This window comes from Diaphorobacter sp. J5-51, assembly GCF_001023515.1.
In the GTDB taxonomy this organism is placed as follows: domain Bacteria; phylum Pseudomonadota; class Gammaproteobacteria; order Burkholderiales; family Burkholderiaceae_C; genus Diaphorobacter; species Diaphorobacter nitroreducens.
In genome coordinates this window covers 17485-39074 of the sequence record NZ_JSYI01000100.1, presented here as the reverse complement: position 1 = coordinate 39074, position 21590 = coordinate 17485, and the positions used below count along the sequence as shown (strand labels likewise).

Annotated in this window: 21 protein-coding genes; 13 read left to right on the top strand and 8 right to left on the bottom strand. The window is 65.1% G+C overall.

The features are described 5' to 3' along the window. The first annotated feature begins 30 nt into the window (after window positions 1–30). Window positions 31–2415, top strand: coding sequence for a penicillin-binding protein 1A (locus tag OX89_RS13420; RefSeq protein WP_047350985.1), 2385 nt, complete (start codon window positions 31–33; stop codon window positions 2413–2415). Window positions 2416–2490: 75 nt separating this feature from the next. Here the strand turns inward: OX89_RS13420 and cyaY are convergent, their stop codons facing one another. Further along, window positions 2491–2820 (bottom strand): iron donor protein CyaY, encoded by a 330-nt coding sequence (gene cyaY, locus OX89_RS13415; RefSeq protein ID WP_011804179.1) that lies wholly within the window; start codon window positions 2818–2820, stop codon window positions 2491–2493. A gap of 12 nt (window positions 2821–2832) precedes the next feature. Between cyaY and OX89_RS18215 the strand changes: the two genes are divergently transcribed. From OX89_RS18215 to OX89_RS13405, 3 genes are all read left to right on the top strand, one after another. After that, the gene (locus OX89_RS18215) at window positions 2833–3042 is read left to right on the top strand and encodes a lipoprotein (protein ID WP_084002063.1); all 210 of its coding nucleotides are present in this window, start codon (window positions 2833–2835) and stop codon (window positions 3040–3042) included. After that, entirely contained in the window at window positions 3039–4334 is a 1296-nt protein-coding gene (gene lysA, locus OX89_RS13410; protein WP_047350984.1) for a diaminopimelate decarboxylase, read from the top strand. The genes OX89_RS18215 and lysA overlap by 4 nt, the downstream gene beginning before the upstream one ends. Before the next feature lie 64 nt (window positions 4335–4398). After that, a complete protein-coding gene (locus tag OX89_RS13405; protein WP_011804166.1) occupies window positions 4399–5235 on the top strand; it encodes an MBL fold metallo-hydrolase in 837 nt (278 codons plus the stop codon). Between the two features lie 67 nt (window positions 5236–5302). On the opposite strand, the gene OX89_RS13400 is transcribed toward OX89_RS13405, so the two are convergent. From OX89_RS13400 to OX89_RS13380, 5 genes are all read right to left on the bottom strand, one after another. Then, entirely contained in the window at window positions 5303–5962 is a 660-nt protein-coding gene (locus OX89_RS13400) for a sulfite oxidase heme-binding subunit YedZ (RefSeq protein ID WP_047350983.1), read from the bottom strand. Next, window positions 5962–6960: a protein-methionine-sulfoxide reductase catalytic subunit MsrP gene (gene msrP / locus OX89_RS13395; protein ID WP_047350982.1), complete on the bottom strand. Its 999-nt coding sequence runs from the start codon at window positions 6958–6960 to the stop codon at window positions 5962–5964. The genes OX89_RS13400 and msrP overlap by 1 nt, the downstream gene beginning before the upstream one ends. Window positions 6961–7051: 91 nt before the next feature. After that, window positions 7052–8386, bottom strand: coding sequence for a c-type cytochrome biogenesis protein CcsB (gene ccsB, locus OX89_RS13390; protein ID WP_047350981.1), 1335 nt, complete (start codon window positions 8384–8386; stop codon window positions 7052–7054). After that, window positions 8383–10536 carry a cytochrome c biogenesis protein ResB gene (locus OX89_RS13385; protein WP_047350980.1) on the bottom strand — a complete coding sequence of 718 codons (2154 nt, stop codon included), beginning with the start codon at window positions 10534–10536 and terminating at the stop codon, window positions 8383–8385. Before OX89_RS13385 ends, ccsB begins: the two co-directional genes overlap by 4 nt. Before the next feature lie 168 nt (window positions 10537–10704). Then, complete coding sequence (locus OX89_RS13380; protein WP_011804161.1) at window positions 10705–11343, bottom strand: c-type cytochrome; 639 nt, start codon at window positions 11341–11343, stop codon at window positions 10705–10707. A gap of 84 nt (window positions 11344–11427) precedes the next feature. On the opposite strand from OX89_RS13380, the gene yihA reads away from it, so the two are divergent. Further along, window positions 11428–12150, top strand: coding sequence for a ribosome biogenesis GTP-binding protein YihA/YsxC (gene yihA / locus OX89_RS13375; RefSeq protein WP_047350979.1), 723 nt, complete (start codon window positions 11428–11430; stop codon window positions 12148–12150). A 48-nt stretch (window positions 12151–12198) separates the two neighbouring features. Next, the gene (locus OX89_RS13370; protein ID WP_047350978.1) at window positions 12199–13137 is read left to right on the top strand and encodes an alpha/beta fold hydrolase; all 939 of its coding nucleotides are present in this window, start codon (window positions 12199–12201) and stop codon (window positions 13135–13137) included. A 36-nt stretch (window positions 13138–13173) separates the two neighbouring features. On the opposite strand, the gene OX89_RS13365 is transcribed toward OX89_RS13370, so the two are convergent. Together OX89_RS13365 and OX89_RS13360 are read right to left on the bottom strand one after the other, a co-directional pair. Then, on the bottom strand, window positions 13174–14046 hold the full coding sequence (locus tag OX89_RS13365; protein ID WP_047350977.1) for a lysophospholipid acyltransferase family protein: 873 nt from the start codon (window positions 14044–14046) through the stop codon (window positions 13174–13176). Next, a complete protein-coding gene (locus tag OX89_RS13360) occupies window positions 14043–14918 on the bottom strand; it encodes a lysophospholipid acyltransferase family protein (protein ID WP_047350976.1) in 876 nt (291 codons plus the stop codon). The genes OX89_RS13365 and OX89_RS13360 overlap by 4 nt, the downstream gene beginning before the upstream one ends. A 132-nt stretch (window positions 14919–15050) precedes the next feature. Here OX89_RS13360 and metK point away from each other — a divergent pair, with 132 nt between their 5' ends. The 7 genes from metK to groL all read left to right on the top strand — a co-directional run bounded on the left by metK (window position 15051) and on the right by groL (window position 21445). Next, entirely contained in the window at window positions 15051–16232 is a 1182-nt protein-coding gene (gene metK, locus OX89_RS13355; protein ID WP_047350975.1) for a methionine adenosyltransferase, read from the top strand. Between the two features lie 207 nt (window positions 16233–16439). After that, window positions 16440–16580 (top strand): hypothetical protein, encoded by a 141-nt coding sequence (locus OX89_RS18850; protein WP_199856246.1) that lies wholly within the window; start codon window positions 16440–16442, stop codon window positions 16578–16580. 433 nt (window positions 16581–17013) lie between these two features. Further along, entirely contained in the window at window positions 17014–17199 is a 186-nt protein-coding gene (locus OX89_RS13350; RefSeq protein WP_011804154.1) for a DUF1328 domain-containing protein, read from the top strand. 66 nt (window positions 17200–17265) lie between these two features. Then, complete coding sequence (locus tag OX89_RS13345; protein WP_047350992.1) at window positions 17266–18123, top strand: cysteine hydrolase; 858 nt, start codon at window positions 17266–17268, stop codon at window positions 18121–18123. Between the two features lie 55 nt (window positions 18124–18178). Then, on the top strand, window positions 18179–19213 hold the full coding sequence (locus OX89_RS13340; RefSeq protein WP_047350974.1) for a bifunctional nicotinamide-nucleotide adenylyltransferase/Nudix hydroxylase: 1035 nt from the start codon (window positions 18179–18181) through the stop codon (window positions 19211–19213). A 210-nt stretch (window positions 19214–19423) separates the two neighbouring features. After that, complete coding sequence (locus tag OX89_RS13335) at window positions 19424–19714, top strand: co-chaperone GroES (protein WP_011804151.1); 291 nt, start codon at window positions 19424–19426, stop codon at window positions 19712–19714. A gap of 90 nt (window positions 19715–19804) precedes the next feature. Then, window positions 19805–21445 (top strand): chaperonin GroEL, encoded by a 1641-nt coding sequence (gene groL, locus OX89_RS13330; protein ID WP_047350973.1) that lies wholly within the window; start codon window positions 19805–19807, stop codon window positions 21443–21445. Window positions 21446–21590: the final 145 nt, after the last annotated feature.

Below are 21590 nucleotides of genomic sequence, written 5' to 3'. Positions count from 1 at the left end.
TAATGACGGGTTGCCTCGTATCGAGACCCTATGCCACAGCCTCCCGACAGAACATCTTCCCCGCCCACATCCTCAATGCCACGCGCCGTGCGCTGGCTTCTGCTGGGGTTCACGTGGATCCTTGGCCTGGGCGCCGCCGCAACGTTGACCGGTGCTCTCGCCATCGGACTGGGCCTTGCGGTGGCCTATCCCAATCTGCCTGATGTGTCCGATCTGGCGGACTACCGCCCTAAGCTACCCTTGCGGGTGTACTCCGCAGAAGGCGCATTGCTGGGAGAGTTCGGTGAGGAGCGGCGTAACTTGACGCCCATCCAGGACATCCCCCCTGTGATGACCAATGCAGTGTTGGCGATCGAAGACGCACGCTTCTTCCAGCACGGGGGCGTGGACTACAAAGGGGTGTTGCGCGCTGCGCTGGCCAATCTGGGGCGCGTAAAAAGCCAGGGGGCTTCCACTATTACCATGCAAGTGGCGCGAAATGTTTATCTTTCTTCCGAAAAAACATTTACCAGAAAAATTTACGAAATATTGCTCACATTTAAGCTCGAGCATCTGTTAACAAAGAACCAGATTCTCGAGATCTACATGAACCAGATTTATCTGGGAAATCGCGCCTATGGATTTGCAGCAGCCGCAGAAACTTATTTTGGCAAGCCGCTGAAGTCCATATCCATTGCCGAAGCAGCCATGCTTGCTGGCCTTCCGAAGGCCCCGTCCGCTTACAACCCCATCTCCAACCCCAAGCGCGCAAGGATCCGGCAGCTGTACATCATTGATCGCATGCTGGAAAACGGCTTCATCACTGCCGAGGAAGCCACTGCTGCAAAGCAAGAGGATCTCAAGCTGCGCTCGTCGACGGATTCGACCCGTATCCATGCGGAGTACGTGGCTGAGATGGCGCGTCAACTCATCTACGCGCAGTACGGCCCCGAGGCATACACGCGCGGATTGAATGTGTACACCACGCTGAATGCCGGCGAGCAGGAGACAGCCTACACCGCGTTGCGCAAGGGCATCATGGACTACGAGCGCCGACAGCATTACCGCGGGCCTGAGCGGTTTGTCAGCCTGCCCTCCGCGTCTGAGGAGACCGAAGACGCCATCGACGACGCTCTGGCCAACCATCCGGATAACGGCAATGTGCTCGCCGCGGTCGTGCTGGAGGTCAACGCCAAGAGGATTCTGGCGGCCCGCGCCGATGGCGAACAGATCGAGATCACGGGCGAAGGCCTCAAGCCCGCGCAGTCCGGACTCAGCGAGAAAGCCCCGCCCAACATCAAACTGCGCCGGGGCGCGGTCATCAGGGTCGTACAAACACCCAAGAAGACTTGGGAAATCACCCAGCTTCCTGAGGTGGAAGGTGCTTTCGTGGCCATCGATCCGCGTTCCGGTGCCATCCGTGCCCTGGTGGGCGGCTTTGACTTCGACAAGAACAAGTTCAACCATGTCACCCAGGCCTGGCGCCAGCCAGGTTCGGCGTTCAAGCCGTTCATCTACTCCGCCGCTCTGGAAAAGGGCTTCACACCTGCCACGGTGATCAACGACGCTCCCTTGTTCTTCAGTGCGGGCGTGACAGGCGGGCAACCCTGGGAGCCCAAGAACTACGATGGCAAGTACGACGGTCCCATGACCATGCGCGCAGGGCTTGCCCGCTCCAAGAACGTCGTTTCCATTCGCATCCTGCAGGCTGTGGGCCCCAAGAATGGGCAGGACTGGGTGACCCGTTTCGGATTCGAAGCCGACAAGCATCCCCCCTATCTGACGATGGCGCTGGGCGCAGGCTCTGTCACCCCGATGCAACTCGCTTCGGCCTACGCGGTGTTTGCCAACGGCGGCTACCGCGTCAACCCCTATCTCATCACCCGTGTCACGGACCACAAGGGACGCATCCTGTCGGATTTCCAACCTCCCGCCGTCGCAGACAACCCCCGCGCCATTGAGCCACGCAACGCGTTCATCATGAACAGCATGCTTCAGGAAGTCGCGCGCTCCGGCACGGCGGCACGTGCACAGGCCACGCTCAAACGCCCCGATATCTATGGCAAGACAGGAACGACCAATGACGCAGTCGATGCGTGGTTTGCAGGCTTCCAGCCCACGCTGGCGGCTGTGACATGGATCGGTTACGACACGCCGCGCAACCTCGGAAGCCGTGAGACCGGTGGCGGACTCAGCCTGCCGGTCTGGATCAGCTTCATGGAAAAAGCGCTCAAAGGCGTCCCAGTGGCAGAGCCCACCGTACCCGCAGGCGTCGTGAACGTGAGTGGCGAATGGTTCTACGAAGAATATGCGCGCAACGCGGGCGTCGCCAGCCTGGGTATGGAGAGCGCCACCCCCACCGATGGTGCGCCGGCTCCGGGAACACCGCCTCCCCCCGAAGAGCGCAACCGCATCCTCGACCTATTCCGTAATTGATGAAGAGGCGGGCCCGTGCGCCCGCGCAATCAATTGCGCAGCCCTTCGCTCGTGGATCGAGCCGCGCTGTCGCCGCTAATCGGTGAACTGGAGCGCTTGCCCCGCTTGCAAAGTGGCGTTGTGGCTGAGCGCTGCAAAGAACTCACCGGCACCCTTGGTATCCATCCACGACGTCCCGTCATGGCGGAAGTGATATCCGCCGGATTGCGCCGCCATCCATATCTCGTGCAGCGGCTTTTGAAGGTTGATCACGATCTGGCTACGGTTGCGGAAAGTGATGGTCACCATGCCCCCCGTACGCTGGCCATCCAGATCGGCGTCGGTGGTGTCGTTGATACGGTCGCAGCTTTGTTCCACCGCCAGCAGCAGCTTTTCTGCACGGTCCATGAATTCGAGGTCGGTCATTACAATTTGCGTATGTTCAGAGCCCGTCAAATTCTAGTCAGGACGATTGTCCTTGCTGTGAGCACGGCAGCCTTCGCGGCCTGTGGCCAACGGGGTCCGCTTTACCTGCCCACGGACCCGGCTGCCGCGCAGCGCGCCACACTCCCTGAAACCCTCAACCCCGCCGCCTCGCGGGCTCCCGCCTCGTCGCCAGTCGATTCCGCTTCCACCACCCGTCCATGACCCATCCCGTTCTGCCCGGCCACCCCCACTTGCACTACCACGACCAAGCGCTTCAGTTGGAGGGCCTTCGCCTTGCCGACCTGGCCCGGGAGTTCGGCACGCCCCTCTACGTCTATTCCCAGGCAGCCATGCTGGACGCCCTGGGGGCCTACCAGCGCGGGTTCGCTGGACGCAAGGTGCAGATCTGCTATGCCATGAAAGCGAACTCGTCGCTCGCTGTCCTGCAGCTTTTCGCACGCCATGGTTGCGGCTTCGACATCGTTTCTGCCGGCGAACTGCAACGCGTGATTGCAGCCGGCGGCGACCCGGCGAAGGTGATCTTTTCCGGCGTAGGCAAGACGCGCGCAGAAATGCGCCAGGCGCTGGAGGTCGGCATTGGCTGCTTCAACGTGGAGAGCGAGGCAGAACTCGACGTGTTGAGCGAAGTGGCCCAATCCATGGGATTGCGCGCACCGATCAGCATTCGTGTCAATCCCAACGTGGACGCCAAGACCCACCCCTACATTTCCACGGGCCTCAAGGGCAACAAGTTCGGTATCGCCCATGAACGCACGGTTGCCACCTACCAGCGCGCAGCCGCCCTGCCCGGCTTGCGCGTGGTGGGCATCGATTGCCACATCGGCTCCCAGATCACGGAAGAGAGCCCGTATCTGGACGCCATGGATCGCATGCTGGACCTCGTGCAAGCCATCGAGGCCGCAGGCATCGCGATCCACCACATCGATTTTGGCGGTGGTCTGGGCATCGATTACAACGGCGACACGCCACCACGGGCCGACGCGCTGTGGGCCAAGCTGTTGGCCAAGCTGGACGCGCGCGGCTACGGTGACCGCCAATTGATGATCGAGCCCGGTCGCTCCTTGGTGGGCAACGCCGGTGTTTGCCTGACGGAGGTGCTCTACCTCAAGCCCGGCGAGCAAAAGAACTTCTGCATCGTCGATGCGGCCATGAACGATTTGCCGCGGCCGGCGATGTACCAGGCCTACCACGCCATCGTGCCCCTGCAGGCGGCCACCCCGACGGCCGTGTCGCACGTGTATGACGTCGTCGGCCCGATCTGCGAAAGCGGGGACTGGATCGGCCGTGACCGCAACCTGGCGGTCGTAGCGGGCGATATGCTGGCGGTGCTGTCCGCCGGGGCGTACTGCAGTTCCATGGGGAGCACCTACAACACCCGCCCCCGACCCGCCGAGGTGCTGGTGGACGGAGCGCAAGCCCACCTCATCCGCACGCGCGAAAGCGTGAACGACATCTTCCGCAGCGAAAAGCTGGTACCGCAGGGCAACCCTTGATAACTATCAAGGAATAACCATTTCGCCCTGAGTACTATTGCACTTTCATTGCGGAGTCACGTGCATGCCTCAGGAACCTCTTGAACTCTACCGGGACAAGAACCACGCTTGTCTGATGTTCTCGGACCTTGTCGAGGAGGATGGGCAGGCGGTTCAGGCCAACCAGTTCCTGATCGTGGACGACGACACGGGCGCCATCATCGACCCGGGCGGCAATCTGGCGTTCAACGAGTTGTTCATGGGCATGTCCAAGCACTTTCCGCCCCACAAGCTGTCCTACCTGATTGCGTCGCACGCCGACCCCGACATCATCGCCTCGCTGGACCGCTGGTTGAGCAGCACCAAGGCGACGCTGGTCATCTCACGCATCTGGGAGCGCTTCGCACCGCACTTCACCAAGCTCGGCAAAACCGAGAACCGCATCATCGGGGTGCCCGACAGCGGCGGCCGCCTGCCGCTGGGCCGGCACGAACTGGTGCTGCTGCCGGCGCATTTCATGCATTCCGAAGGCAACTTCCACTTCTACGACCCGGTCAGCCGCATCCTGTTCACGGGCGACCTGGGCGTGTCCATGACCTCGGGCGCCGACGCACGCGTGCCGGTGACCCATCTGGCACCGCACATTCCACGCATGGAAGGCTTTCACCGCCGCTACATGGTCTCCAACAAGATCCTGCGCCTGTGGACGCGCATGGCGCGGCAACTGGACATCGCCATGGTGGTTCCGCAGCACGGCGCGCCCATCATGGGCAAGCCGGCCATCGACGACTTCTTCCAATGGCTCGACAGCCTGATGTGTGGCATCGACCTGTTTGATGACCGCGCCTACCAGATCCCCACGGGTCACATCGATCCTGTCACCCGCCAGGTGCGCCCTGCGCTGCAGGCCGTGCGCGCCTGAAGGTTTGATAGAAAATCGGCTCTAGCGCTTACCCAGAAAGCGCTATCAGCTATCTAATTAATAGCAATCAGACGGCACGGCGGCGCCGGCGCAACCAAGGCCGAGCGAGCAGCAACGCCGCCAGGATGGCGGCATAGACCGCCACCTCGGCAAAGTCGTTCTTGCCCGACCGCATCCAGAAAAAGTGCAGGATCGCCAGCCCCGCGGCCAGGTACACGCCGCGGTGCAGTTGCTGCCAGCGCCGCCCGCCCATCCAGCGCATGGCCCGGTTGAACGACGTGGCCGCCAGCGCCAGGAGCACCGCAAAGCAGCCCATGCCCACCAGGATGAAGGGGCGCTTGAGCACGTCACGAAGGATTTCCGGCACATCCAGCCCCATGTCGAACCAGCCGTAGCACAGCAAGTGGAGTGCCGCGTAGGCGAAGGTGTACAGCCCCAGCATGCGCCGAAAGCGTGCCAGCGGCGGCTGGGCCAGCGCCAGCCTCAGGGGTGTGACTGCCAGGGTGAGGCACAGCATGCGCAGCGTCCAGTCGCCCGTGGAGCGGATCAGGGCTTCGGCAGGGTTGGCGCCCAGGCGATCGGCGACCGCCCCATACACCAGCCAGGCCAGTGGTAGCAGGCACAGCACAAACAGCACCGGCTTGGCTGCCGGGTGCAACAACACGCGCGCACCCCAGCCGCGACCCGCCAGCGCGGGAGTACTACCCGAAAGGCGTGCATGCGCCATCAGTAGAACTTGCGCAGATCCATGCCCGCGTAGAGCTGTCCCACCTGGGCCTCGTAGCCATTGAACAGCAGGGTCTTGCGCTTCTTGGCGAACAGTCCGCCCTCGCCGATACGCCGTTCGGTGGCCTGGCTCCAGCGCGGGTGGTCCACATCCGGATTCACGTTGGAATAGAAGCCGTACTCCTGCCGTGCAGCCTTGTTCCACGCGGTACCAGGCTCCTTCTCGACGAAGCGGATCTTGACGATGCTCTTGGCGCTCTTGAAGCCGTACTTCCACGGCACGACGATGCGCACCGGTGCGCCATTCTGATTGGGCAGCACCTCGCCATACATGCCGAAGGCGAGCAGCGTGAGCGGATGCATGGCCTCGTCCAAGCGCAGGCCTTCGGTGTAAGGCCAGTCCAGCACACGCGAGCCCACGTAAGGCATGGTGGCTTTGTCCGCCAGCGTGACGAACTCGACGTACTTCGCACTGCCCTGCGGCTCCACCCGCTTGATCAACTCTGCCAACGAGTACCCCACCCAGGGGATCACCATGGACCAGCCCTCGACGCAGCGCAGGCGGTAGATGCGCTCCTCCTGCGCGCTGAGCTTGAGCAGCTCGTCGATATCGAAGCGCCGTGGCTTGTTGACCAAGCCTTCCACTTCTACGGTCCAGGGGCGGGTTTTCAGGGTATGGGCGTTGCGCGCGGGGTCGCTCTTGTCCGTGCCGAATTCGTAGAAATTGTTGTACGTGGTGGCGTCCTGGTACTCGGTGACCTTCTCCATGGTCACCGCGCCCGGCACGGCGGACGGCGCACCCGGCAGGGGCGCGAGCCTCCCCGGGCGGCGGACTTGGTCAGCGAGGGCAACACGCCCTGCCCAGCCGGCCATCGCCGCGCCACCAGCACCCGCTGCCAGCAGGCGGAGCATGGCGCGTCGCTGCTCATAGACGGCGCGCGGCGTGATCTCGCCGGCGCAAGGGTGGATATAACCGTTGTCTCGGGTAGGAATCAACATGGGGGTCCTTCTGGCAGCCGCATCTGCCACAGTCTGCATGGGACACAGACTGCCCGCAGGGCCCGCAGGTTCCCCCCTTGGACGCCGAGGGTTACAAGGTTCCGTAGCTGTGCAGCCCGCTCAGGAACATGTTCACGCCCAGAAAGGCGAAGGTGGTCACCGCCAGGCCCACCAGCGCCCACCACGCCGACATGGTGCCGCGCAAACCCTTCATCAGCCGCATGTGCAGCCATGCCGCGTAGTTGAGCCACACGATCAGCGCCCAGGTTTCCTTGGGGTCCCAGCTCCAGTAACCGCCCCAGGCCTCCGCGGCCCACAGCGCTCCCAGGACCGTGGCGATGGTAAAGAACGCAAAGCCCACGGCGATGGACTTGTACATCACATCGTCCAGGATCTCGAAGGACGGCAACCGCTCGGCAATGCGCCGGCGCGCCAACAAGATGCCCGCCACGATCAGCGCAGAAACACCGAAATACACCATCCAGTAGCCACCGCCGTTGTCGGCCGCGCCCTGGCGAAAGACGATGGGCTCAAAGCACAGCACCACGCCCAACAGCCACAGCGGTGCCAGTTTCCACCAGCGCGTTTCGCTCGCCTGCTGTTTGATCAGGTAGGCAAAGGCCACCATGGCCGACAGCGCGAAGGTGCCGTAGCCGATGAAGTTGGCCGGCACATGCAGCTTCATCCACCAGCTCTTGAGCGCGGGCACCAGCGGCTGGATCTCATGCGCCTCGCGCACGACCGTGTACCACAGCAGAAAGCCCACGGCGGCGCTCACCACCAGCATCACGAAGCCGCCGAGCGCGCAGGTTTCGTACTGCTCCTCGTAGTACAGGTAGAACACGGCCGTCATCCAGCAGAACATGACGAACACCTCGTAGAGGTTGCTCACCGGGATGTGGCCGATATCCGGGCCGATCAGGTAGCTTTCGTACCAGCGCACCATGGTGCCGATCAATGCCAGCGCCACGGCCACCCACGCAATGCGCGAGCCGATGCGCATCATCGTCTGCCCTTGACCGCGCGAGAGCATGCCCACCCAATAGAACGCGGTGCTCATGAAGAACAGCATGCTCATCCACAGGATGGCCGACTGGCTCGACAGAAAGTACTTGAGTCCGAAGACCGTGTCCGCGCGCGCCAGGTCGCCCGCGCCATTGTTCTGGTACAGCCCGATGGCCAGCAGCGAGCACGCGGCCACCATCAGCATCAGTGTGCTCAGCGGGCGCCAGAACCAGCCCAGCCAGATCACGCTGGGAATGGAGCCCAGCAAAATGGCCTTCTCATACACATCCATGTACGCCGCATAGCGCTGCAGCGCGAACACGCCCCCCGCGACCACCAACAACGCAAACAGCCAGTCCCACCAGCTGCGGCGTGCGAAATACCCTTCGCTCAACGTGAGCGTGGTCGTGGCTGTATTCATGAGGCACCTCCGTGCGGGGATGTTCCGATCAATTGGGTGGTGAGCTGCGCGAATTCACGATCCGCATCCAGCGTCTTGCGGTTGGTGGACAGCGCCATCGTCGCGCGAGCGCCAGTCTCATGGGGTGCCAGCCATACCCATACGCGGCGTTCACGCACGTAGAGCATGGCAAACACGCCGATGATCAGCAGCGCGCAGCCCAGGTACACCACGTTCTTGCCCGGCGCGCGCGCCACCTGGAACACGCTGGCCTGCACCTGCTTGAAGTCACGCAGCTCGAACGCCAGGGGCACCGGATAGGCCTGTGCATCGCTCAGGCTCAACACCGCCTGCGTCATGAACGCCTGCGTTGCGCCATTCTGTGGCAAGGGGGCCAGGCCTGCACGTTCGCGGGTGATCTGCGCCAGTTCGAACAAGGCGCCGTTGAGGATGCGCACCAGCACCTCGCTGGCGCGGTTGCGCTCGTCTTCGGGCACATTGGCCTCCATGAAGTCCGATATCGCCTGCAGCCCGCCGCGCGGCCGGCCGCCCGCCGCAGCAGGCTCGTCGATCGCACCGGCGAACAGCGCGAGCGCGCGCCCCGCCGACTGCGCGAGTTGCTCGGCCAGCTCGGGGCGCGCCCCATCCACGGCCGCTGCCGCGTAGCGACGCACCGCCAGTTCGCGTATCTGCGGATCGGCCAGTGCCAGGCGCATGCGCAAGAAGCCGTCCATGCCACCCTCGGCATCCACCGGCACGCGCAGATAGCGGAAGGGCTCCGCGGGGGTCTCACGCACACCCAGCAAATACATGGGCTGACCGTCGCCCGTGTCCACGGGCAGCATGAAATTGTGGAACTCCCGCGCCTGGCCCGCGGCATCGCGCAGCTTGTAGGTGATGCTGGGGCCCACGTTGCGCAGTTCGCGCTTGCTCACGGTCTTGTTACCGGCACCCAGGCGCGATTCGATCGATTCGCGCAGATCCACCTTGCGCACGTCAGCGCCCGAACCGCTGGCGCCGGTATCGCCGAAGTTCTCCACATTGAGTACCCGCAGCCCCGTGAACTCCAGCGTCATGCCTTCGCCCGAGCCCGAGTGCGTGAGGCGCGTGGAGCCGCCGATCACGCCTTGCACATCGAAGGGCTCCGCGCCCGGCGCCATGGGGCGCGCACGCAGGTGCACTTCGGAGCCGCCATCGTCAAAGCTGGATTGGTAGATTTCGATGCCCCGGTAGCTCACGGGATGGTTGACCTCCACGCGCGCCGGCGTGGCCTCGCCCGTGGCGCGGTCGTGGATCACGATCTCGCTGGCGAACAGCTTGGGCATGCCGGTGGAGTAATGCTCCACGATGAACTTCTTGAGCTCGACGGCAAACGGCAGTTCCTGCAGCAGTACGCCGTCGGACTGGCTCAGGATGGCGGTGCCGGACTGCGTGCCCTCGGCCACCACAAGATTGCCGCGGAACGTGGGATTGCGCTCGGACAGCCGGTGTTCGGGCTTGACCTCGGAGATCAGGCCAGAGCCCGCATAGGGCGTCTTGCCACCAAACCACATCTGTGCCCGCACGACGAGATCGCCGTCGAGCAGGCCGCCCAGGCACACCAGCACGATGGCGCTGTGCGCGGCGATATAGCCCAGCTTGTTGGCGGCACCGGCCTTGGCGGCCACCATCCAGCCGTCACCTGCCGGGGTCTGGCGCTGCTGCAGGCGCACCTTCCAGCCTTTGGCAACCAGTTGCTGGCCCACGCGGCGCGCGGCCGCCTCGGGCGTTTCGGCCGCCAGCTCCGCGCTGGCCTTGTGGTGGAACGCCTGCAGGCTCTTCTCGCGGATGTCTTCCTTGTAGGTACGCAGATCCGCCAGATACTTGGGCGCATGCCGGGCAATGCACAGCGAGGTGCTGACCACCAGAAAGCCCAGGATCACGAGGAACCACCAGGCGCTGTAGACCGCGTTCAGCTTGAGCGCCAGGAACACATCCGCCCAGAACGGGCCGAACTGGTTCACATAGTTGACGGCCGGCTCGTGCTGCTTGAGCACCGTGCCGATCACCGAGGCAATGCAGATCACGGTCAGCAACGCGATCGCGAAGCGCATGGACGCCAGCAGCTCGGTCATCGACCGCATGGCGTGCGTCCGGGGGGCGCTGCTAGGACCGAAAGTGGTGTCAGACATGAAAGACGCGAAGGCCGGGAGGAATCCACCTACGCCAGTCAACCCTGCGTGCGTAGGCCCATGAGAAAGGGCGGGCCATCCGTTCAGATGAGCCCGCCCGTCTTGGGTGCGATTATCGGCGGTAGGTTCCAAAGGCGCATCGGAGCACCCCTGGAAATTTGACGTGAATCAACGCAAACCGGCAATGTAGTCAGCCACGGCCTTGATCTCGCGGTCGTTGAGCTTGGCGGCCACGTCGCGCATCTGCACGTTGTTGCCACGCTTGCCGTCGCGGAAGTCCACCAGCTGCTTGACCGTGTAGTCGGCATGCTGGCCCGACAGGCGCGGGTACTGGGCGGGAATGCCGGAACCGTTGGGGCTGTGGCAGCCGGCGCAGGCGGCAATGTTGCGGTCCTGGATGCCGCCGCGGTAGATGCGTTCGCCCATGGCGACCAGATCCTTGTCCTTGGCAAAGCCTTCCTTGGCTTGCTTGGAGGCCAGCCACCACGACACGTTGCGCATGTCGTCCTCGGAGAGGATGGCGGCCATGCCTTGCATGATGGGGTCAGCGCGCTTGCCGGCCTTGAACTCCTGCAGCTGCTTGACCAGGTATTCCGGGTGCTGCTGCGCCAGCTTGGGGTTGGCTGCGATGGTGGAATTGCCGTCGGCGGCGTGGCAGGCGGCGCACACGGCGGCGTAGCTGGCCTCGCCCTTCACGAGATCAGGCTTCGCTGCCTTTTGCGGCGCCGGGGTTTCGCCTGCGGCAAGGGCCGAGGCAGCGGGGACTGCCAGTGCGGCAGCCATCAGCAGGGAGGCGAGCAACTTCATATCGGGGGATCTTGTGTTATGAGCGCAAAACCCCGCGATTCTACAATGCCCCCTGTTTCGCCCTATCCCTTGGAAAACCCATATATGCCGACCACATCACATGCGCCAGTTGCTGGCTCCCTCCCGCCAGCGCCGGACGCCAAGGTCGCCATGGGGTGGATGCACACCGCGCGCTTCCTGACGACGGCCGCACAGTTGCACCATTTGCCCGCCATCGAGGTGCCCGAGATCGCCTTCGTGGGCCGCTCCAACGCAGGCAAATCCACCTGCATCAACACCCTCACCCAACAGCGCCAACTGGCGTTTGCATCCAAGAAGCCCGGGCGCACCCAGCACATCAACCTGTTCGCGCTGGGCAAGCAGGGCGCAACGGACGCGGTGCTGGCCGACCTGCCGGGCTACGGCTACGCGGCCGTGTCGCGCTCGGACAAGCTGCGCTGGCAGCAAGTGATGCTGAGCTACCTGGTGAGCCGCGAAAGTCTCACCGCCATCGTGCTGCTGTGCGACCCGCGCCTGGGCCTGACCGAGCTGGACGAGGCGCTGCTGAACGCCGTGCGGCCGCGCGTGGAGGCAGGGCTCAAGTTCCTGGTGCTGCTCACCAAGGCCGACAAGCTCACGCGCGCCGAGCAGGCCAAGGCACTGTCCATCACGCGACTGCAGGCCGGCGGCGGTGAGGTCAGGATGTTCTCCGCGCTCAAGAAGCAGGGCGTGGACGAAGTGGCGCAACTGCTGTGGCAGTGGGCCCACCCCGTCCAAAAAGAGGATGCGGCCGTGGAAGCCCTGCCGCCATCTGAAGACCAAAACTGACACCAGCGCCCGTCCATCAAGCGCTGGCAGCTATGAAAGGCGTAGCGTATGGCGGAGACGATCACCCACACACTGCCGCACGGCATCACGCTGCACTGCCGCGTGGCCGGCATGCCGGGGCGCCCGGTGCTGCTGTTCCTGCACGGCTTTCCCGAAGGCGCGTTCATCTGGGACGCGCTGCTGGGCCATTTCGCCGATCCGGCACACGGCGGCTACCGCTGCGTGGCGCCCTGGCTGCGCGGCTACGCACCCTCCAGCGCGCCGGCTGCGATAGAGGCCTACCGCCCCAAACATCTGGTGCAGGACATCGCCGCGCTGATCGCCCAGGAAGCCGGTGCCGGCACGCCGCTGGCGGCGCTGGTGGCACACGACTGGGGCGGGGCCGTGGCCTGGAACCTGGCCAACCAGCATCCCGGACTGCTCAAGCGCCTGATGGTCATCAACGCGCCGCACCCTGGCGCCTTCTTGCGCGAATTGCAGAGTAGTGCCGCGCAGCAGGAGGCCAGTGCGTACATCCACTTCCTGTGCCGCCCCGATGCCGAGTCACTGCTGGCCGAGAACGATTTCGCGCGCCTGTTCGGCTTCTTTCGCCGCGCCGATGGCAGCGCGCCCGGCTGGCTCACCCCTGCACTGCGCGCGCACTACCGCGCGCAGTGGGCTGCGGGGCTTGCCGGGCCTTGCAACTACTACCGTGCCAGTCCGCTGCGGCCGCCGCTGCCCTCGTCTTCCCAGGACGACGGGACGCCGGACATCCGCTCCCTCACGCTGCCCGCCGACATGCTGCAGGTGCCCGTACCCACGCAAGTGCTGTGGGGCATGGACGACCCCGCGTTGCTGCCCGGTCTGCTGCAGGGGCTCCAAGCCTGGGTGCCACGCCTGCAGGTGCAGCAGGTGCCCGGCGCCACGCACTGGGTGGTGCACGAGCAGCCGGGGCTGGTGCGCGACACCCTGGCGGATCTTCTTCGCCAGGCACTATTATTTTCGTAGCTGCTAGCGCTTACCAGATAAGCGCCAGAGCCATTTTTACTGATACACCGAATCCTGCCCCTCCGGGCGGGTCTTGAAGCGCTTGTGCACCCAGTAGTACTGCGCGGGCATGGTGCGGATGGCGGCTTCCAGCTCGCGGTTCATGCGCGCCGTGTCGGCCACAGGGTCCTCGGTGGGAAAGTGGTCCCAGGCGGGGGTCAGCTCGGCCACGTAGCCCTCGGGCGTCATGCGGCTGTACAGCGCCACCACCTTGGCGCGCCCCAGGCGCGCAAAGCGCGACAGTGACGGGATGGTGGCCGCGTCCGGCATGGCGAAGAAGGGCACGAACACCGAGTCGTTCCTGCCGTAGTCCATGTCGGGCAGCAGGTACAGCAGCCCGCCCTTGCGCAGGCACGAGATGATGGGTTTCACGCCGTCGGCGCGGTTGAGCATGCGCACGTTGCCAAAGCGCTGGCGGCCCGCCATGAACCATGCGTCCAACACCGGGTCGGGGTTGGTGGCGAAGATCGAGGTGAACTCGCGCCGTGTGTTCAGCGGCAAGGCGAGGCCGCCTGCGTCCATGCTGTAGAAGTGCGGCGCGAAGACGATGGTTGGCGTGTCGCCTTCCAGCTCGTGCAGCGCGCCCACCAGCTTCACGCGACTGCGCACCAGCGCCTCGGAGCCCGACCACAACCAGCCGCGGTCCAGGAAGGTCTGGCAGAACACCACGAAGGACTCGCGCGCCCACGCGCGGCGCTGCGACTCGGGCACCTCCGGGAAGCACAGGGCCAGGTTGCGCAGCGCCACCCTGCGCCGCGGCACGGCCAGCACGAACAGCACCCGGCCGATGAACCGCCCCAGCGCACGCAGCGCCGGCAGCGGCAGGCGACCCAGCAAATTCAGCAGCGCGATGCCCGCGCGCGCCATCATGCGCGGCCCTCCGGCGGTGCATCGGCCCCGGCAGAGGTATGCATCTCCGCGCGGGGCTGCTTGTAGCGGGCGTAGCCCCACAGGTATTGGTCGGGGCTTTTGCGGATGAGGTATTCCATGGCTTGGTTGAGCTGCAGCACGGCCGCGTCGAGTGTAGGCGCCAGCGGCTGGGACAAATCCTCCAGGTGCAGCACATAGCCGCGCCCGCGTGGCAGGCGCTCACACCGCGCCAGGATCACCGCCGCACCGGTCTGCTGCACCAGGCGCGCAGCCAGCGTCATGGTGTAGGCCGGGCGGCCGAAGAACGGCGACCACACCCCCAGCCCCTGCGGCGGCACCTGGTCAGGCAGCAGGCCCACCGCCTCGCCGCGCCGCAGCGCCTTGATCATCTGGCGCACGCCCTGCAACGTGGTGGGCACGGCCTGGATGCCGGGGCGGTTGCGCGCGGTCTGCATCACCTCGGCCAGCCAGCGCTGGCGCGCGGGCCGGTACAGGATGGTGATGGGGCCGTGCTCCGGCGACCAGCGCCGCGCCGCCGCCTGCACCGACAACTCGAAACAGCCAATGTGCGGCGTGAGGAACACGATGCCGCGGCCTTGGCCCCAGGCCCGTTGCACGCATTCGGCCCCGCGTATCTCGCAGGCCGGCGGCTCGGGCCACAGCCACAGACGCGGCGCCTCGGCCACCATGCGCCCCGCGTGCGCTATGGCCGCACGCACGTCACGCAAGGCATAACCCGCGCGCGCGGCGTTGTCGATGAAGCGACGGCGGTAGGTGGGCGATGCGCAAAACGCCACCCAGCCAAGCGCCGCGCCAATGACATGCAGCAACCACAAGGGCAGCGCGGAAACGAGCCGAAAGAGGGATGACATTACAATGACGGCCGTCGCCGAGTTAAATGAGCAACTTGCAGGGCGACGTTAAACACAACTGCTAAAGCGTTCGCCGAGGCTCCATGAGGCTCTGGGCAACGCCCAAATGCTGACAACACGGAGTTTATTCAAATGGCGAACGATTTCCTCTTCACGTCCGAATCGGTCTCTGAAGGCCACCCCGACAAGGTGGCGGACCAGATCTCCGACGCCATCCTGGACGCAATCTTCACGCAAGACCCCCGCAGCCGCGTGGCAGCCGAGACGCTGACCAACACCGGCCTGGTGGTACTGGCCGGCGAGATCACCACCAACGCACACGTGGACTACATCCAGGTGGCGCGCGACACCATCCAGCGCATCGGCTACGACAACACCGAGTACGGCATCGACTACAAGGGCTGCGCAGTGCTCGTGGCCTACGACAAGCAGTCCAACGACATCGCCCAGGGCGTGGACCACGCCAGCGACGACCACCTGAACACCGGCGCCGGTGACCAGGGCTTGATGTTCGGCTACGCCTGCGACGAGACGCCCGAGCTGATGCCCGCGCCCATCTACTACGCGCACCGCCTGGTCGAGCGCCAGGCCCAGTTGCGCAAGGACGGCCGCCTGCCCTTCCTGCGCCCGGACGCCAAGAGCCAGGTGACCATGCGCTACGTGGACGGCAAGCCCCACAGCATCGACACCGTGGTGCTCTCCACCCAGCACAGCCCCGACCAGAGCGAGACCGCCACCAAGATGAAGGCCAGCTTCACCGAGGCCATCATCGAGGAGATCATCAAGCCGGTGCTGCCCAAAGAATGGCTGCAGGACACCAAGTACCTCATCAACCCCACGGGCCGCTTCGTCATCGGCGGGCCGCAGGGCGACTGCGGCCTGACGGGCCGCAAGATCATCGTGGACACCTACGGCGGCGCCTGCCCGCACGGCGGTGGCGCATTCAGCGGCAAGGATCCGACGAAGGTGGACCGCAGCGCCGCCTACGCTGCGCGCTACGTGGCCAAGAACATCGTGGCCGCCGGCCTGGCGCGCCAGTGCCAGATCCAGGTGGCTTATGCCATCGGCGTGGCGCGCCCGATGAATATCACCGTGTACACCGAGGGCACCGGCGTGATCCCCGACGACCAGGTCGCCCAACTGGTGCAGGAGCACTTCGACCTGCGCCCCAAGGGCATCATCCAGATGCTGGACTTGCTGCGCCCCATCTACGCGAAGACCGCCGCCTACGGCCACTTTGGCCGCGAGGAACCCGAGTTCACCTGGGAGAGGACGGACAAGGCTGCCGCGCTGCGTGCAGCGGCCGGGCTGTAAGGCACGGCGACCCCACCAGCGGGTGCGGCAGCCTTGCGGCACAAAGCCCAGGCGCTGCGCGCAGCGGCGGGGCTATGAACCCCGCGTCTGCGTCCAGGCAGTCCCTGAGCTTGGGGGCAGAGTTCATATCGCGCCGCGTTGCGAACGCAGACCAGTACGCCGCCGCGTGGCGCTAAGCGGCCGGCTTGTAATCCTGTGCAGGCGCGCGTGTCAACGCCGCGCGCGCTGCTGGCCGCTGGAGGTGCGCCAGCCGCGGTGGCGCAGGAACTGGGCTTTGAGGACCAGCGCCACTTCCATAACGCGTTCCGCGAAGGCGTGGCTACTGCGCCGGGAGATTCTCGGCGCTAAGGGCGGCGGCCTGCTGCAGGGCCGCAGCGATGCCCTGCTGGGCAAGGCCGCGCATGTATGCCCTTGCAGACGCCATTTTTTCCAATACACCCCCGGCCCCCGCGTCCAGGCTGCCTAAGAATGCGCTGTTCACGCCAACCTGTTCCTGCTGCTGGCGGGCACGCCGCCTGTGCTGCAGCGGCTGTACAGCGCCTGGACGGTTGCCATCATCCTGAAAGGGAACTGCTAATGGCCGCCACAGAACGCACGTGCGCCGTGCTGCTGCTGATCGCCGGCGGCGTGGTGCTGCATGCGCTGCGATAACCGGCAGCACTGTCAACACCCTCCTACACGCTGCGGTTTCGCCAGATGACGGAGCGCCTGCGCCAGCGCCTCTACTCTGGTGCCCAGCCGCCGCACCCGCCGGCGGCCCATCCCAAGGAGGCCTATCCCCATGCTCAAGTACGCGATCATCTTCGCCATCATTTCGCTCATCGCCGGCGCGCTCGGGTTCACCGGCGTGGCCGCTGGCTCGGCCGCCATCGCCAAGGTGCTGTTCGTGGTGTTCCTGGTATTGGCCGTGCTGTTCGTGGTGCTCGCGCTGCTGGGTATCGGGGCCGCGCGCAAAGCCATCAAATAGCGGTGCCGCCCGGATGCGGCCCCGCAGTTGCCTACACTGCAGGCCCTGCACGCTCGCATCCGCGCCATGACCCGCACCGTCCACCTGCTCGCCATCGATCCCCAGAACGACTTCTGCGATCTGCCCGCCGCGTGGCACTCGCGCGATCCCCATAGCGGCGCGGTAACCGCCCCGGCGCTGCCCGTTCCCGGCGCGCATGCGGACATGCAGCGCCTGGCAGCGTTCATCCGCGCGCAGGGGGCAGGTATAGACCACATCACTGTCACCCTCGACTCGCACCAGCGGTACGACGTGGCGCACCCTGCCTACTGGCAGCGCAGCGACGGGGGCGCGGTGGCGCCCTTCACCGCCATCACCGCTGCGCAGGTCCGCGCGGGTGCGTTTGCGCCGCGTGACCCTGCCGCGCTGGCGCGCACACTGGACTACCTGGACACGTTGGAAACCCAGGGCCGTTACACCCTCATGGTCTGGCCCGTGCATTGCGAAATCGGCAGCTGGGGCCATGGCGTGCATACCGACGTGCTGGCCGCGTGCAGCGACTGGCAGGCGCATCGCGTGCGCGCCGTGCAGTCCGTCTTCAAGGGCATGAGCCCCTGGACCGAGCACTACAGCGCCGTGCAGGCCGAAGTACCCGACGCGGCCGACCCGCACACCACCCTGAACACCCAGCTGCTGGACCAATTGGCCAGCGCAGACCTGCTGCTCATCGCAGGCGAGGCCAGCAGCCACTGCGTGCGCGCCACCACCGAGCACATCATCCAGCACCTGGCCCGCCTGCACCCCGGGTGGAGCCCGCGGCGTCTGGTGCTGCTTACCGATTGCATGAGCCCCGTGGCCGGCTTCGAGGCGCAGCATGAGGCCTTCCTGGAGGCGATGCACGCCCAGGGTGCACAGCTGGCGGCTTCAAGCGAAATTTGCCTCTAGCGCTTATCCATCAAGCGCGAGCAGCTCACTTTTTTGAGAACACACGAATCGCCGCATGTACGACACCGCCATCCTCATCGGCCGCTTCGAGCCCGTCCACACCGGCCATCTCGCCCTGCTGCGCGAAGCGCTGGTGCAGGCGCGGCAGGTCATCGTCATCGTCGGCTCGGCCTTCCAGGCGCGCACACCCAAGAACCCGTTCACCTGGCACGAACGCGAAGCCATGCTGCGCGGTGCTCTGCCCGAGGGCGACCGCACGCGCCTCACCGTGCTGCCGGTGCGCGACTACTACAACGAGGCGGTGTGGGTGGAAGCCGTGCGCAACGCGGTGGCGCGCCACAGCCCGCCGCAGGCGCGCGTGGGGCTGGTCGGCCATTTCAAGGACGCCACGAGCAGCTACCTCAGCGCCTTTCCGGGCTGGGAATTGATACGCATGGAGCGCCAGGGCCGCATAGACGCGACCGCCATCCGCGACGCCTACTTCGGCGCCACACCCGCCACCGTGGCCCATGCGCTGCAGCCGCTGGCGCCCATGCTGCCGCCCGCCACGCAAGCGCTGTTGGAGCAATTCGCCCACACGCCGCACTTCGCCACACTGCAGCAGGAATGGCAGATGCTGCGCGGTTACCGCGCCGCCTGGGCAACGGCGCCCTACCCGCCCGTGTTCGTGACCGTGGACGCGGTACTGCGCTGCCAGGATCACGTGCTGCTCATCCGCCGCGCCCACGCACCAGGGCGTGGCCTGCTGGCGGTGCCCGGCGGCTTCATCGAACAACGCGAGACGCTGTGGCAGTCCTGCCTGCGTGAACTGGCAGAGGAAACGAATTGCGCCCTGCCCGAGGCCACGCTGCGCGCGGCGCTGCGCAGTGTGACGGTGTTCGACCACCCCGACCGCAGCCAACGCGGCCGCACCATCACCCACGCGCACTACTTCGACCTGCAGGACGCTCCGCTGCCCCCGGTGCAGGCGGCTGACGACGCGGCGCATGCCGAGTGGGTGGCCATCGACCGGCTCGCGGGCATGGAAGAAGCGTTCTTTGAAGACCACTTCCACATGCTGAACCACTTCTTGCGCCTCACAGTCCACTGAGGCGGACGGGGAAGTGCGGCTGCCCTCCGCGCTCCCGCACCTTGATCGCAGGCCCTGCCGACACTGCGGCCTTGAAACTGCCACGAATGCCTCTATCATTAGCACTCGAAACAGACGAGTGCTAACAACACCGCTGTGTCAGTTCCCTGCGTCCGCGTTGCGGGCGCGTTGTTTGATGTCGCAATCCTTTTTGTTATCAGGAGAGATGCAATGAATCTTCGCCCCCTGCACGATCGCGTGATCGTCAAACGTATCGAAAGCGAAACCACGACCGCCTCGGGCATCGTGATCCCCGACAACGCTGCGGAAAAGCCCGATCAAGGCGAAGTGCTGGCCGTTGGCCCTGGCAAGAAGAACGACAAGGGCGAGCTGATCGCCCTGAACGTGAAGGTCGGCGACCGCGTGCTGTTCGGCAAATACAGCGGCCAGACCGTGAAGGTCAATGGCGACGAGCTGCTGGTGATGAAGGAAGACGACCTGTTCGCGGTCGTCGAGAAGTAATCCCTTCTGGTCAACTCATTTTTCATAGCTGCCTGCGCTTGATAGATCAGCGTTGGCAGCCCATTTGATTCAAATTTGTAGGAGCCAAAAATGGCAGCAAAAGACGTAGTGTTCGGCGGCGAAGCCCGCGCTCGCATGGTTGAAGGCGTGAACATCCTGGCCAACGCGGTCAAGGTGACCCTGGGCCCCAAGGGGCGCAACGTGGTGCTGGAGCGCTCGTTCGGCGCCCCCACGGTGACCAAGGACGGCGTATCCGTGGCCAAGGAAATCGAACTGAAAGACAAGCTGCAGAACATGGGCGCGCAGCTCGTGAAGGAAGTGGCTTCCAAGACCAACGACATCGCTGGTGACGGCACCACCACCGCCACCGTGCTGGCCCAGGCCATCGTGCGCGAAGGCTCCAAGTACGTGGCCGCCGGCCTGAACCCCATGGACCTCAAGCGCGGCATCGACAAGGCCGTGGTGGCCCTGGTGGAAGAGCTGAAGAAGGCCTCCAAGGCCACGACCACCTCCAAGGAAATCGCCCAGGTGGGTTCGATCTCCGCCAACTCCGACGAGTCCGTGGGCAAGATCATTGCCGACGCGATGGACAAGGTGGGCAAGGAAGGCGTGATCACCGTGGAAGACGGCAAGAGCCTGGAAAACGAGCTGGAAGTCGTGGAAGGCATGCAGTTCGACCGCGGCTACCTGTCGCCCTACTTCATCAACAACCCCGAAAAGCAGGCCGCGATCCTCGAAAATCCCTTCGTGCTGCTGTTCGACAAGAAGATCAGCAACATCCGTGACCTGCTGCCTACCCTGGAGCAAGTTGCCAAGGCTGGCCGTCCTCTGCTGATCATTGCTGAAGATGTCGAAGGCGAAGCCCTGGCAACGCTGGTGGTGAACACCATCCGCGGCATCCTGAAGGTCGTGGCCGTGAAGGCGCCTGGCTTCGGCGACCGCCGCAAGGCCATGCTGGAAGACATCGCCATCCTGACGGGCGGCAAGGTGATCGCCGAGGAAGTGGGCCTGACGCTGGAGAAGGTGACGCTGGCCGACCTGGGCCAGGCCAAGCGCATCGAAGTGGGCAAGGAAAACACCACCATCATCGACGGTGCTGGTGCCGCTGCCGACATCGAAGCGCGCGTCAAGCAGATCCGCATCCAGATCGAGGAAGCCACCAGCGACTACGACCGTGAGAAGCTGCAAGAGCGCGTGGCCAAGCTGGCCGGCGGCGTGGCCGTGATCAAGGTGGGCGCTGCCACCGAAGTCGAGATGAAGGAAAAGAAGGCCCGCGTGGAAGACGCCCTGCACGCCACCCGCGCTGCCGTGGAAGAAGGCATCGTGGCCGGCGGCGGCGTGGCACTGCTGCGCGCCAAGCAGGCCGTGGGCGACCTGTCCACCGGCAACCCTGAGCAGGACGCCGGTATCAAGCTGGTGCTGAAGGCTGTCGAAGCGCCCCTGCGCGAGATCGTGGCCAACGCCGGTGGCGAACCGTCGGTGGTCGTGAACGAAGTGCTGAACGGCAAGGGCAACTACGGCTTCAACGCAGCCAACGACACCTACGGCGACATGCTGGAAATGGGCATCCTGGACCCCACCAAGGTGACCCGCACGGCCCTGCAGAACGCCGCTTCCGTGGCCTCGCTGCTGCTGACGACCGAAGCCATGGTGGCCGAGGCGCCGAAGGACGAGTCCGCAGCCCCCGCCATGCCCGGCGGCATGGGCGGCATGGGTGACATGGGCATGTAATTGCCAGGTCCCCGCCTGCGCCCTGAAGGCGCAGGCAGCACCCAACCCGCAAGCAGTGCTTGCGGGTTTTTTTTCGCCTGCGTGTGTGGCGGGCGACCTTCCGCGGCGCACTGCGCGCGGATCTGGCCCGCCTTTCCCCAATACC

Coding starts and splice junctions, on each gene's coding strand:
- OX89_RS13370 (WP_047350978.1), top strand. CDS start 12,199: ATGGCGGAGACGATCACCCACACACTGCCGCACGGCATCACGCTGCAC.
- groL (WP_047350973.1), top strand. CDS start 19,805: ATGGCAGCAAAAGACGTAGTGTTCGGCGGCGAAGCCCGCGCTCGCATG.
- OX89_RS13360 (WP_047350976.1), bottom strand. CDS start 14,918: ATGTCATCCCTCTTTCGGCTCGTTTCCGCGCTGCCCTTGTGGTTGCTG.
- cyaY (WP_011804179.1), bottom strand. CDS start 2,820: ATGACCGACCTCGAATTCATGGACCGTGCAGAAAAGCTGCTGCTGGCG.
- ccsB (WP_047350981.1), bottom strand. CDS start 8,386: ATGAATACAGCCACGACCACGCTCACGTTGAGCGAAGGGTATTTCGCA.
- yihA (WP_047350979.1), top strand. CDS start 11,428: ATGCCGACCACATCACATGCGCCAGTTGCTGGCTCCCTCCCGCCAGCG.
- lysA (WP_047350984.1), top strand. CDS start 3,039: ATGACCCATCCCGTTCTGCCCGGCCACCCCCACTTGCACTACCACGAC.
- OX89_RS18215 (WP_084002063.1), top strand. CDS start 2,833: ATGTTCAGAGCCCGTCAAATTCTAGTCAGGACGATTGTCCTTGCTGTG.
- OX89_RS13420 (WP_047350985.1), top strand. CDS start 31: ATGCCACAGCCTCCCGACAGAACATCTTCCCCGCCCACATCCTCAATG.
- msrP (WP_047350982.1), bottom strand. CDS start 6,960: ATGTTGATTCCTACCCGAGACAACGGTTATATCCACCCTTGCGCCGGC.
- OX89_RS13400 (WP_047350983.1), bottom strand. CDS start 5,962: ATGGCGCATGCACGCCTTTCGGGTAGTACTCCCGCGCTGGCGGGTCGC.
- OX89_RS13335 (WP_011804151.1), top strand. CDS start 19,424: ATGAATCTTCGCCCCCTGCACGATCGCGTGATCGTCAAACGTATCGAA.
- OX89_RS13365 (WP_047350977.1), bottom strand. CDS start 14,046: ATGATGGCGCGCGCGGGCATCGCGCTGCTGAATTTGCTGGGTCGCCTG.
- OX89_RS13380 (WP_011804161.1), bottom strand. CDS start 11,343: ATGAAGTTGCTCGCCTCCCTGCTGATGGCTGCCGCACTGGCAGTCCCC.
- OX89_RS13345 (WP_047350992.1), top strand. CDS start 17,266: ATGACCCGCACCGTCCACCTGCTCGCCATCGATCCCCAGAACGACTTC.
- OX89_RS13385 (WP_047350980.1), bottom strand. CDS start 10,536: ATGTCTGACACCACTTTCGGTCCTAGCAGCGCCCCCCGGACGCACGCC.
- OX89_RS13405 (WP_011804166.1), top strand. CDS start 4,399: ATGCCTCAGGAACCTCTTGAACTCTACCGGGACAAGAACCACGCTTGT.
- OX89_RS13350 (WP_011804154.1), top strand. CDS start 17,014: ATGCTCAAGTACGCGATCATCTTCGCCATCATTTCGCTCATCGCCGGC.
- OX89_RS13340 (WP_047350974.1), top strand. CDS start 18,179: ATGTACGACACCGCCATCCTCATCGGCCGCTTCGAGCCCGTCCACACC.
- metK (WP_047350975.1), top strand. CDS start 15,051: ATGGCGAACGATTTCCTCTTCACGTCCGAATCGGTCTCTGAAGGCCAC.